Source organism: Acetobacter pasteurianus, assembly GCF_009914215.2.
Taxonomy (GTDB): domain Bacteria; phylum Pseudomonadota; class Alphaproteobacteria; order Acetobacterales; family Acetobacteraceae; genus Acetobacter; species Acetobacter pasteurianus.
Genome location: NZ_CP039846.2, coordinates 2,158,152 through 2,170,062 on the forward strand (window position 1 = coordinate 2,158,152; position 11,911 = coordinate 2,170,062).

Below are 11,911 nucleotides of genomic sequence, written 5' to 3' on the forward strand. Positions count from 1 at the left end.
TCGTGAATATCGGCGCATGAGTGTTGTCAATCGTACCGTAAGCGAAGACGAAGCTGGTATTCGTCTGGATCGCTATTTTCGCCGCCATTACCCGCATCTTACGCAGGGGGCGCTTCAAAAACTGTGCCGCACGGGCCAGATTCGTGTTGAGGGCAAAAGGGTAGAAGCCTCCACCCGGCTAGAGCCGGGGCAAACGGTGCGCGTGCCGCCCATACCCATGGCTGCCAAACCCGCGCGCGATGTGCCGCGCCCGCTGGATGAAAAACTGGCGCGCGAAATCCGCAAGATGGTGGTGTATCAGGACAAGCACGTGATTGTCCTTAACAAGCCCGCAGGGCTTGCCGTGCAGGGTGGCCCCGGCATTACCAAGCATGTTGACATGATGCTGGATGGCTTGCGGGAAGAAGATGATCCGCGCCCACGGCTGGTGCATCGGATTGATAAAGATACCTCCGGCCTTCTGCTGCTGGCACGCACCCCCGGTGTGGCCGCCAAGCTGGCGGCATCTTTCCGTGGCCGGGATGTAAAAAAAATCTACTGGGCAGTTGTGGTCGGGCGGCCTGATCCGCTTTCGGGCGAGATAGATCAGCCGTTGGCCCGTTTGGGTGCTGGCCCCGGTTCCATTACCGTGGCGGCGGACCGTAAGGATGCCGATGCGCAATCTGCACGGTCTGTTTATGAAGTGCTGGATTCGGCTGCGCGCAAGTTTTCTTGGCTGGAGCTTTCACCGCTTACTGGGCGCACGCATCAGCTCCGTGTGCATTGCGAATCTTTAGGCACACCTATTTTGGGTGATCCCAAATACGGTGGAGCGGCAGCCCATCCTTCTGGCTTTACAGACAGGTTGCATCTGCATGCCCGTATGCTGGATATGCCGCACCCAGCAGGTGGGCGTTTAACTGTAAGTGCCGAATTGCCGCCTCATATGCGTGAAACCTTCCGAACTCTTGGGTTTGTGCCGGGCACCACACCGCCACCTTCACGCCGTGGTGGCCAAGGATAAGGACGGTTTAAGTTGAAACAGGAGAAACGCACATGCGTCTGAAATGGAAAATCGGCCTGCTGGCGGGGGCCGCTGTTCTGGCGCTGGGCGGTGGCACAATTATATCTGCCACGCAGGATGCAGACTGGCTGAAAACACGGTTGGCCGATGCCGTGGAAAGCAGCACAGGCCGCCACCTGAGCATTGGCCAGTTGCATGTGTGGATTCTGCCTTTTCCGTGGGTGGAAGCAAAGGACGTAAAACTTTCCAGCGTGGCGGAAGATGGCGTGAACATGCTGGATATCGGGCAGGTGCGTGCCCGGCTGGCATTGTTGCCACTGTTTTCTCATCGCATTGCGTTTGAAGATGTCAGCCTCATCAGCCCACAGGTGCAGTTGCGCCGTTTGGCAGATGGGCGGGCAGACTGGCATTTCACACCGCAGGAACGCCAGAGCAGCATCGGGGGCTCTTCGTCTGCCAGTTCCGGCAAGATGCACTGGAATCTGACGGTTTCAGATCTTTCGCTCACACAGGCGCAAGTTGCTTGGGATGATGCGGTGCACCATCGTTCTGGTGCATTTCAGGTTGCCGAAGGCAAGGTGAAGGGGCTTTCGGGTAACGCGCCTGATTTTGACGTAAAACTGCGTAAAGGGGCTGGGCAGTTAGCACTTACAGGGCAAACAGGGCCTTTGTTGCCAATGTCTGCCCAGTTGCCAATGCAGCTGAGAATTTCCCTTACCGTTAATGGGCATCCTGCCGGGTTGGCCCATATAGATGGGTCCATTACGGATCCGCAGGGCCAAAAAGTCTATGCGTTGCAGATTGGTGGTTCTGTTGCGCAACTGCGTGATTTGAATGTCTTTTTCCCACATGCAAATCTGCCAGAAGGCCGGAATGTTTCTGTAGATATGGCTGTTGGCGGGCAGGGTGCGCAGCCTGCGCCACAAAGCCTGCACGTGCGTGCTGAAAATGTGGATGTAGGCGCGTGGTTGCCACAGGCCGCATTAACACGGGTGGTTATAGATACGGCGGCCCCTACAGACCCGGTAACGGCACAAATTGATGGCCAGGTTGGTGCGCAGGTGTTGAGCTTGCGTGGCACGGTAGGGACAATGCAGCAGTTGGCTGCGTCCGAACACGTTGCGCAGCAGATTGTGCCGGTGGATTTAACGCTTACACAGGGTGAATCCAGCATACACGGCACAGGTACCTTAAGTGCAGGCGCTTCTGCGCTGGATGTGCACGGCCAGCTTGCGCATGTGGTGCCGGGTGGGGATCTGCCAGCCGCCAATGATCTTAAAGTGGATGGGCACATAGATGTTGCTGATACGGCATCTGTTGCGCGGCACCATGCCGTGCCGGATGTGCTGCGTGGCGCACGAGGTGCCATGGATGTGCAAGCGCAGAGCGTAAACTGGCAGGGTGTCACATGGGCGCATGTCAGCACGCATGCCACGTTGCAAAACAGCAGGCTGACACTTGAGCCTGTGCAGGCCGAAGGCAATGGTTTCCAGCAAGTCGGCCGCTTGGTGTATGACGTGGCGGGTGCTTTGCCTCAGATTGAATTGGCGGCGCATCCTGTGTTTTTGCCCCTGCCTGTTGTTGAGCGCTGGCTTGGCCTTTCTTCTTCACTCTCCGGCACAGTGCAGCTTGTAGGCGCAGTTTCCACGCAAGGGGAAACGCCGGAAGATCGGCGCAATAATCTGGACGGGCATCTTGGGGTTTCAGTTGTTGATGGCAGCATAAGTGGTGCTGCTATTCGCACGCTTCTGGGGCCGCAGGTGCCGGTTAAAGGCAAGATGCCCGTAAGGTGCTTTGGCAGTCATATGCAGTTTGCACAGGGTAACGCGAATATTGATATGTTGGGGTTGGAAACGCCGTTTCTGGTTCTGCATGGTCATGGCACGGTGGGGCTGGGCTCTCAGGCGCTGGATATGCACCTTTCTCCACGCGTGTTGCTGGGTGGGGCTTCGGCTTCTTCCGATGTTGCGGTTACAGGTACATTGTCAGACCCCAAACCGCGTATGGATCCGGCTTATGAAGGCCGATACGGCATAAGCATTGGCGGAAATGATGGAGAGGGAGATAACTGCCCCTCCATGCTTTCTGCCGCGCGTGAGGGTGTGGCGGGGCCAGATGCGCCGCAGAAAAAAGCGGGTAAGGAAGGAAAGGTCATGAACATGTTGCGTGGCTTGGGGCTGTTCCAATGAAAATGGCATCTACCGAACATAATGTTTCTGGCAATGCGCCTGCTGGCCGCAAACGGTTCTGGAAGCAGGCAGATGTTGTGCCGGAAGGGCAGGGCTTTGTCGTGCAACTTGATGGGCGCAGTATCCGTCTGCCACGCAAGACCCCATTATGCGTGACGTCTCGTGCATTGGCAGATGCATTGGCGGCAGAATGGCAGGCCGCCGGGCAAAATGCCGATGGCCGTTTTTCACCGGCTGATTTGCCCCTTACAGGCATTGCTGGTTCCATGATCGAGCGTATTCCTGCAGAGCGGGAAGGGGTTTTGCGTAGTCTTCTGGCTTATGCGGGCAGCGATCTGCTGTGTTACCGGGAGCCGGGGGAAGGCAAGCTGGCGCAGGCCCAACGTAAGGAATGGGACCCGTGGCTGGAGTGGCTGCGTAAGCAATACGGGGCTATCCTGCACACATCATCTGGTGTCATGCCGATTGTGCAGCCCGAAGAGTCTTTGCAGAAGCTCTACGATGCCATGGAAAAGCTGAACCCGGCGGAATTGGCTGTGCTTGCTGTTTCCGTGCCAGCATTGGGGAGCCTTGTGCTGGGTTTGGCGCTGGTAAATGGTGCTGGTTCTGTAGATGATCTGGTGGCCAGCGCAACGCTGGATGAACGTATGCAGATGGCTGTGTGGGGTGAAGATACGGAAATAACGGACCGTATTGCCGGTATACAGCGGGAAGTGGCCGATGCGGCCCGTTTTCTGGAATTGGCGCGCAAGCCTGCAGCTTGATGTCAACCCGCATACCCAAGGATTTATATGCGGCGTCACTCTTGGCAAGTTTGAAATCTTCCCCAAGTATGAAGCAGTTCAAGCTTTAAGGAGCATAGACATTATGAAAATCAAAAAGACCCTTCTGGCAGCAATTGTGGCTGCAGGTGTTTCTGTTGCAGGCGTAAGCGCACATGCAGAACCCGGTAATGGATTTAATGGAAACGGCTTTGGCCCCGGCATTCCGGGCGCTGGGCTGAATGCTCTGGACGGCATTGATCTTACCAAAAAGCAGCGCAAGCAGATTCAGACCATTCTGCAGGAAGCACACCGTCAGGATCAGGCGCAGGATCTCCGTGGTGATTTCGACAAAATCCACCGCCAGATTGAAGATGCGCTGACATCTCCGGGCCCGGTGGACAAAGACAAGGTTGCAACGCTGCAGCAGGAAATGGCTACGCTGCGCGCCCAGCGTGAATCTCAGCATCTGGAAACGGCTTCCCGCATCCATGATGTGCTGACGGCTGATCAGTTGGCCCAGATTCATGCACGTCAGGTCAAGATTCATGATCTGCTGGACCAGCTTCATGCTGTTGAACATCCTGCTCCGGCAGCCGATGCAGATAAATCTGGCAAGTAAACCGCCAGAAGGTTCTTGACTCTCGCAGGGGTATCCCGTAACCCCTGCAACAAATCAGGCCCGCCACTCCGCGAGTGTTCGCGCAGTGGCGCGTCTTGTTATGGGGTGTGATACTTTTGTTCGAAGCTCTTTCAGGCAAGCTTTCCGGCGTTTTTGATGGCCTCGCTAAACAGGGAGCGCTGTCTGAAGCCGATGTTCTGGAGGCAATGCGGGAAGTCCGTCTGGCCATGCTGGATGCGGACGTTGCACTGCCTGTTGTTAAAGACTTCGTTAATAAAGTTAAGGAACGTGCTGTTGGGCATGAAGTGCTGGAAAGCATTTCTCCCGGTCAGGCTGTCGCTAAAATCGTCAATGATGCTCTTATTGATGCTCTTGGCGGTGCTGGTGCGGTTCCTCTCAATCTAAATTCCACTCCACCTGTTCCCGTTCTGATGGTTGGTTTGCAGGGGTCTGGTAAAACCACCACCTCTGGTAAGCTGGCCCTGCGTCTTAAAACGCGTGAACGTAAAAAGGTTCTGCTCGCTTCTCTGGATACACAGCGCCCTGCAGCACAGTTGCAGCTTGCGCAGTTGGCAGAACAGGTTGGTGTTACCTCCCTGCCGATCGTGGCCGGGCAGACGCCAGTAGAAATTGCCAAGCGTGCCCTCGATACAGGGCGGCGCGAAGGTTATGATGTCGTTATCCTCGATACCGCCGGTCGTCTTTCCATAGACGAAGCGTTGATGGACGAGGTGCGGCAGATTCGTGATGTCACACACCCGGCAGAAACCCTGCTGGTTGTAGATGCCATGACCGGGCAGGATGCCGTAAATACCGCCAAGGCCTTTAATGAGGCTGTGGGGGTAACCGGCGTTGTGATGACCCGGATGGACGGTGATTCCCGCGGTGGTGCAGCGCTTTCCATGCGCGCCATTACCGGTGCTCCCATCAAGCTGATTGGTACGGGTGAAAAGCTGGACGGGCTGGATGAATTTTATCCAGAACGTGTGGCTGGCCGTATTCTTGGCTTGGGTGATATTGCTGGGCTTGTTGAAAAAGCCGCCGATACGCTTGATCAGGAAGAAGGTGAACGCCTCGCCCAGAAGATGATGGCGGGCAAGTTCGATCTGGATGACTACGCATCCCAGATCCGCCAGATCAACAAGCTAGGGTCTATTTCCGGTATTCTGGGCATGCTCCCGGGTATGGGTAAAGTTAAGGAAGCTTTGGGGGACAAGGATCTTGATACCTCGATCCTGAAAAAGCACCTTGCCATTATTTCTTCCATGACCAAGGCAGAGCGTAAAAACCCTGCCATTATCAAGGCATCGCGCAAAAAGCGTATTGCTGCCGGGTCTGGATCTACAGTTCAGGATGTTAACAAGCTGCTCAAGCAGTTTGATATGATGTCCTCCATGATGAAGCGCTTCAACAAACTGGGCTTGAAAGGTCTCATGCGCCAGGGAATGTCCGCGCTCATGCCGAAAGGAATGGGAGGGGGAGGGCCGCCAGGTGGACCTGGTGGCAATCCTTTCCGCTAAGGCGGTCTATTTCTCGAAGCAGTTTTTCGGGTTTTTTATTTTTGGGTCTGGAGTAACTCCGAATGAGTCTTAAAATTCGTCTTGCCCGCGCAGGTGCCAAGAAGCGTCCGTACTACCACATCGTTGTGGCAGATAGCCGCAGCCCGCGTGATGGCCGTTTCATTGAAAAGGTTGGCGCTTACAACCCAATGCTGCCTTCTGATCACGCTGAACGCGTGCGTCTGACAGAAGAACGCATCAAGCATTGGCTGTCTGAAGGCGCGCAGCCGACAGATCGCGTGGCACGCTTCCTTGGTAACGCAGGTCTGGCACCTAAGCCCGCTTATCGTGAACAGCCTAAAAAGTCTGCTCCGAAGAAGAAGGCACAGGCACGCGCTGCTGAAGCCGCCAAAGCTGCTGAAGCCGCTGCTGCCTAAAGCCTGAAACCATCATGTGCTCAAACCTCATTCTGATGGGCGTTGTTGGTAAACCGCATGGTGTGCGCGGCCTTGTGCGTGTGCGCGCTTATGCGGAAAACCCGCAAACGCTGGAGCAGTGTGGGGCATTGCAGGATGATCAGGGCCGTCAATGGTTCCTCAGTTGGCGTGGGGCGGATAGCGTGGCCGAATTGCGGGATGCCAATGGCACACCGCTGGCCGATCGTGATGCCGCGCAGGCGTTGGTGAACACCAGCCTGTATGTGCCGCGCGCCGCTTTGCCGGAGCCTGAGGAAGAAGAATTCTACCATGCTGATCTGATTGGCATGGAAGCGTTTGAAAACGGTCTTTCTCTTGGTCGTGTTGTGATGGTGCATGATTATGGAGCTGGCGCCAGTCTGGAACTGAGTGATGGTTCTCTTGTTCCGTTTACCCAGGCCTGTGTGCCTGAGATTCATCTGAAACAACGGACAATCACAGTGGTGCGCCCCGAAGAGGTTTCGGGCGAAGAAGGACGCGGCGTTGGTAAACGGCAGAAAACAGAGGTGCAGCCATGAACTGGCAGGCCACTGTGCTCACGCTGTTTCCTGAAATGTTTCCGGGCCCACTGGGGCTTTCCCTTGCAGGGCGAGCGCTGGAAAAAGGCTTGTGGACATGTCGGACGGAAGATCTGCGGCAGCATGGTCTGGGCCGGCATCGTGCAGTGGATGATACACCGTTTGGTGGTGGTGCAGGTATGGTTATCCGCCCGGATGTGGTGGATGCCGCTTTTGCTGCCTCTCAGGCACCAGCAGATGTGCCGCGTGTGTATCTTACACCTCGTGGGCGGCCGTTAACGCAGCAGGATGTGCGGCGTTATGCGGCTGGTTCTGGGGTGTTGTTGCTGTGTGGTCGGTTTGAAGGTGTGGACGAACGTGTGCTGCAAGCGCATGACGTTGAGCAGGTATCCATCGGAGATTACATTCTCTCGGGTGGGGAAACTGCCGCACTGGTGTTGCTGGATGCGTGTGTGCGTCTGCTACCCGGCGTGATGGGGTGTGAGGAAAGTGGCGTAGAGGAAAGTTTTTCCGAAGGGCTGCTTGAATATCCGCACTATACCCGTCCTGCCGAATGGGAAGGGCGCGCTGTGCCGGAAATCCTGCTTTCGGGCAATCATGCCGCCATCGCGGCCTGGAGGCAGAAGCAGGCAGAAGAAATAACGCGGGAAAGAAGGCCGGATCTGTGGTCTGCCTGGCTGGCTCGCAAGGAAAGAAACATGGCTGAAGCTGTGGGCGGGGCCGCACAGACAGACCATTTTGGGGTTTGAGGAAGGATACCGACATGAACATCATTCAGCAGTATGAAGCTGCAGAAATTAAGCGTCTGACAGCAGAGCGCGCTGTTCCGGAATTCGAAGCCGGTGATACGGTGCGCGTTTCCGTTAAGGTGCAGGAAGGTGAACGTACCCGTCTGCAGGCTTTTGAAGGCGTTGTGATTGCCCGCTCCAACAAGGGCCTGAACAGCAACTTCACCGTGCGCAAAATTTCCAATGGTGAAGGTGTGGAACGTGTGTTCCCGCTGTACGCACCTACGGTTGCAGAAATCAAGGTTGTGCGTCGTGGTAAAGTGCGTCGTGCAAAGCTGTACTACCTGCGTGGCCGTAGCGGTAAGTCTGCTCGTATTGCAGAACGCCCGCGTGAAGTGGTTGCTCCGGCAGCCAGCTAAAACCATATAACCGTTCACATCGGTCTGATATGGTTTTTAAAACCCGACTGGCCTATGTCAGTCGGGTCTTTTTGATATATAGGCATACCGCAACAGCATTGGCCCAATAGGTGAGCTAATGCACGTAGCGTAAGAAATATAAAGGAGGAGGGGCATGGGCCCGCGTACGTTGTTCGACAAGATCTGGGATGATCACGTCGTTGAAACTCTGCCGGACGGCACCTCTATTCTTTATATTGACCGGCACCTTGTGCACGAAGTCACCAGCCCGCAGGCTTTTGAAGGCTTGCGTCTGGCAGGGCGTAAACTGCGCCACCCGGAAAAGACTGTGGCTGTGGTTGACCACAACGTGCCAACGTCTGACCGTACCCAGCCGATTGAAGAAGCCGATAGCCGCAACCAGATTGAAACACTGGAACGCAACGTTAAGGAATTCGGGGTTCCGTATTTCCCGCTGCTTTCTGCCAATCAGGGTATTGTGCATGTTGTCGGGCCAGAGCAGGGGATCTCTCTACCTGGCATGACCATTGTGTGTGGTGATTCCCATACCTCTACACATGGTGCGCTGGGTTCGCTCGCTTTCGGTATCGGTACGTCGGAAGTTGAGCATGTGATGGCTACGCAGACTATTCTGCAGCGTCCGGCCAAAAACATGCGCGTTACGGTTGATGGCACGCTTGGTGCTGGCGTTTCGGCCAAAGATATCATGCTGGCTATTATCGGGCATATCGGCACGGCTGGTGGCACAGGGCATGTAATCGAATTTGCAGGTTCCGCCATTCGTGGGCTGGACATGGCAGGGCGTATGACGCTGTGCAACATGGCAATTGAAGCCGGTGCACGCGCAGGTATGGTTGCGCCAGATGAAACCACATTTGAATATGTGCGTGGCCGTCCGTTTGCCCCCAAGGGCGAAGAGTTCGATAAGGCCGTTGCTTATTGGAAAACGCTGGCTTCTGATGAAGGTGCGCATTTCGATAAGGAAGTGACGCTGCGGGCAGAAGATATCAGCCCCAGCCTGACATGGGGCACAAGCCCGGAAACAGTGCTGCCCATTACGGCCACCGTCCCTAACCCTGCTGATGAAGCCGACGAAGCCAAGCGCACCCAGATGCAGCGCATGCTGGACTACATGGGGCTGGAAGCCGGGCAGAAAATTGCTGGCACACCGGTTGATGTTGTTTTCATTGGCTCTTGCACCAATAGCCGTATTGAAGATTTGCGTGCCGCAGCGCAGGTAGCTGCTGGCCGCAAGGTGGCTGAAGGCGTGCGCGCCATGATTGTGCCGGGTTCGGGCAACGTAAAGCGGCAGGCGGAAGAAGAAGGTCTGGACCAGATTTTTCTGGATGCAGGTTTTGAATGGCGTGAGGCCGGGTGCTCCATGTGCCTTGGTATGAACCCGGATCGGCTGACACCGGGCCAGCGTTGTGCTTCTACATCCAACCGTAATTTTGAAGGACGTCAGGGGCCGGGCGGTCGCACACATCTGCTGTCTCCTGCCATGGCCGCGGCTGCTGCTGTGACAGGGTGCCTGACTGATGTAAGGGAGCTGGCATAATGGAAAAGTTTACAACTCTGTCGGCCATTGCGGCAGCTCTGCCAGAAGCCAACATTGATACAGACAAAATTATTCCGGCCCGGTTTCTTAAAACCACGCAGCGCACAGGTTTGGGCAAAAATGCCTTTGATGCCATGCGCTATCTGCCAGATGGTAAAGAAAACCCGGATTTTGTGCTGAACAAGGAACCGTGGCGCAAAGCCGAAATCCTGATTACCTATGATAATCTGGGTTGCGGTTCATCGCGTGAGCATGCGCCTTGGGCACTGCTGGATTTTGGTATCCGGTGCGTGATTGCGCCTTCCTTTGCAGATATCTTCTTCAATAACTGCTTCAAGAACGGCATTTTGCCGATCCGCCTGCCGCGTGAAATCTGCGATCAGCTGATGGCAGATGCCAGCATGGGCAGCAATGCCCGCCTTACGGTTGATCTGCCGCGGCAGGTTATTGTGCGGCCAGATGGGCCGGAAGTGCCTTTTGAAATCGACCCGTTCCGCAAGCATCTGCTGCTGGAAGGGCTGGATGATATTGGCCAGACACTTCAGCACGAAACAAATATCGAAGGGTATGAAAACCGGGAAAACCGGGACAAACCCTGGATGCCTTCCATTCATATTGATTGATTATTCTGGAGCTGCATGATGACTGCACAGAACACAGCCATAAAACTTCTTGTTCTGCCGGGTGACGGTATTGGCCCCGAAATCATGCGGGAAGTCCGGCACGTTATTGATTGGCTGGAAAGCCGCCGTGGCCTGTCCTTCGATATTACAGAAGATGTGGTTGGTGGTGCTTCTCTGGCAGAATACGGTGTGCCTATCCGTGATGAAGTGATCGAGAAGGCATGGGCTGCGGATGCTGTGCTGTTTGGCTCGGTAGGTGATCCGAAGTGGGCGCATGTCGGGTTTGAAAAGCGCCCGGAAGTGGCCATTCTCAAACTGCGGCAGGAACTGGGGCTGTTTGCCAATCTGCGCCCCGCCAAAGTTTTTGATGCACTGGTAGATGCCAGCACGCTTAAGCCGGATGTGGTGCGTGGTCTGGATATTATGATCGTGCGTGAAACGGTGGGTGGTATCTATTTTGGTAACCCACGTGGCATTGAAACCCTGCCGGATGGCAGCAAGCGCGGCATTAACACAGAAGTTTACACCACGGCAGAAATCGAGCGTGTAGCACGTGTGGCGTTTGACTTGGCACGCAAGCGGTCTAACCGTGTGTGCTCTGTTGAAAAATGCAATGTCATGGAAAGCGGCCTTCTGTGGAAGGAAGTGGTCACAGACGTGCATGCCAAAGAATTCCCGGATGTGGAACTCTCTCACATGCTGGCTGATAACTGCGCCATGCAGATGGTGCGTAACCCGCGCCAGTTTGATGTGATTGTGACCGGCAACCTGTTTGGTGATCTGCTGTCTGATCTTGCATCCATGCTGACAGGCAGCTTGGGTATGCTGCCTTCTGCAACGCTGGGTGCTGTGCGTGAAAATGGCAAATTCCCTGCGCTGTATGAGCCCATTCATGGCAGTGCGCCGGATATTGCCGGGCAGGGCATTGCAAACCCAATTGCGCAAATTCTGTCTTTTGCCATGTTGCTCCGTTACTCCCTGAACAAGCAGGAAGAAGCAAACATGATTGAGCAGGCAGTTTCCAACGTTCTGGAAAGCGGTTTGCGCACGGCTGATATCATGAGCGAAGGCATGGCGCGCGTTGGCACATCTGTGATGGGTGAAGCCATTGTGCGGGAGCTGGATAAGCTCCAGAAATAACGCTCTTAGTCAGCGACAAGTTAAAAGGCCGTTCCACTTTAGGTGGGGCGGCTTTTTTTTATGGGCGGCAAGTTATGGAAATATAGCAGACACAAAAAAGGCCGGAACATCCATAGGATGCCGGCCTTTTTTGGATAGAAGGATGGAAAGGCTTAGAAGCCTTCGCGTTCCAGACGCTTACGTTCCATCTTGCGAGCACGGCGCACGGCTTCTGCCGCTTCACGGGCCTTGCGCTCAGACGGCTTTTCGAAGTGCCGACGCAGCTTCATTTCACGGAAGATTCCTTCACGCTGCATTTTCTTCTTGAGCGCTTTAAGAGCCTGATCGACATTGTTGTCACGGACGAGAACGTGCACTTGGTCTCTAACCCCTGTT

At 55.2% G+C, this 11,911-nt stretch carries 13 protein-coding genes; 12 read left to right on the forward strand and 1 reads right to left on the reverse strand.

Annotated elements, in window-relative coordinates:
• Positions 1 to 16: 16 nt before the first annotated feature.
• The 12 genes from FCN51_RS23560 to leuB all read left to right on the forward strand — a co-directional run bounded on the left by FCN51_RS23560 (position 17) and on the right by leuB (position 11,536).
• Positions 17 to 1,003: an RluA family pseudouridine synthase gene (locus tag FCN51_RS23560; protein WP_003623964.1), complete on the forward strand. Its 987-nt coding sequence runs from the start codon at positions 17 to 19 to the stop codon at positions 1,001 to 1,003.
• 32 nt (positions 1,004 to 1,035) lie between these two features.
• A complete protein-coding gene (locus FCN51_RS23565) occupies positions 1,036 to 3,192 on the forward strand; it encodes an AsmA family protein (RefSeq protein WP_160257017.1) in 2,157 nt (718 codons plus the stop codon).
• Entirely contained in the window at positions 3,189 to 3,956 is a 768-nt protein-coding gene (locus FCN51_RS23570; RefSeq protein ID WP_160257018.1) for an ATP12 family chaperone protein, read from the forward strand. The genes FCN51_RS23565 and FCN51_RS23570 overlap by 4 nt, the downstream gene beginning before the upstream one ends.
• 103 nt (positions 3,957 to 4,059) lie before the next feature.
• The gene (locus FCN51_RS23575; RefSeq protein ID WP_003623960.1) at positions 4,060 to 4,575 is read left to right on the forward strand and encodes a Spy/CpxP family protein refolding chaperone; all 516 of its coding nucleotides are present in this window, start codon (positions 4,060 to 4,062) and stop codon (positions 4,573 to 4,575) included.
• A 116-nt stretch (positions 4,576 to 4,691) separates the two neighbouring features.
• On the forward strand, positions 4,692 to 6,095 hold the full coding sequence (gene ffh, locus FCN51_RS23580; protein ID WP_014456997.1) for a signal recognition particle protein: 1,404 nt from the start codon (positions 4,692 to 4,694) through the stop codon (positions 6,093 to 6,095).
• A 62-nt stretch (positions 6,096 to 6,157) separates the two neighbouring features.
• The gene (gene rpsP / locus FCN51_RS23585; protein ID WP_003623956.1) at positions 6,158 to 6,511 is read left to right on the forward strand and encodes a 30S ribosomal protein S16; all 354 of its coding nucleotides are present in this window, start codon (positions 6,158 to 6,160) and stop codon (positions 6,509 to 6,511) included.
• Between the two features lie 14 nt (positions 6,512 to 6,525).
• The gene (gene rimM, locus FCN51_RS23590; RefSeq protein WP_160257019.1) at positions 6,526 to 7,068 is read left to right on the forward strand and encodes a ribosome maturation factor RimM; all 543 of its coding nucleotides are present in this window, start codon (positions 6,526 to 6,528) and stop codon (positions 7,066 to 7,068) included.
• Positions 7,065 to 7,817, forward strand: coding sequence for a tRNA (guanosine(37)-N1)-methyltransferase TrmD (gene trmD, locus FCN51_RS23595; RefSeq protein ID WP_003623954.1), 753 nt, complete (start codon positions 7,065 to 7,067; stop codon positions 7,815 to 7,817). The genes rimM and trmD overlap by 4 nt, the downstream gene beginning before the upstream one ends.
• A gap of 14 nt (positions 7,818 to 7,831) precedes the next feature.
• Positions 7,832 to 8,215 carry a 50S ribosomal protein L19 gene (gene rplS / locus FCN51_RS23600; protein ID WP_003623953.1) on the forward strand — a complete coding sequence of 128 codons (384 nt, stop codon included), beginning with the start codon at positions 7,832 to 7,834 and terminating at the stop codon, positions 8,213 to 8,215.
• A gap of 154 nt (positions 8,216 to 8,369) precedes the next feature.
• Positions 8,370 to 9,773 carry a 3-isopropylmalate dehydratase large subunit gene (gene leuC, locus FCN51_RS23605; protein WP_003629628.1) on the forward strand — a complete coding sequence of 468 codons (1,404 nt, stop codon included), beginning with the start codon at positions 8,370 to 8,372 and terminating at the stop codon, positions 9,771 to 9,773.
• A complete protein-coding gene (leuD, locus tag FCN51_RS23610) occupies positions 9,773 to 10,396 on the forward strand; it encodes a 3-isopropylmalate dehydratase small subunit (RefSeq protein ID WP_160257020.1) in 624 nt (207 codons plus the stop codon). Before leuC ends, leuD begins: the two co-directional genes overlap by 1 nt.
• A gap of 15 nt (positions 10,397 to 10,411) precedes the next feature.
• Positions 10,412 to 11,536, forward strand: coding sequence for a 3-isopropylmalate dehydrogenase (leuB, locus tag FCN51_RS23615; protein WP_003629629.1), 1,125 nt, complete (start codon positions 10,412 to 10,414; stop codon positions 11,534 to 11,536).
• A gap of 152 nt (positions 11,537 to 11,688) precedes the next feature.
• Here the strand turns inward: leuB and rpsU are convergent, their stop codons facing one another.
• Complete coding sequence (gene rpsU, locus FCN51_RS23620; RefSeq protein ID WP_003623949.1) at positions 11,689 to 11,892, reverse strand: 30S ribosomal protein S21; 204 nt, start codon at positions 11,890 to 11,892, stop codon at positions 11,689 to 11,691.
• Positions 11,893 to 11,911: the final 19 nt, after the last annotated feature.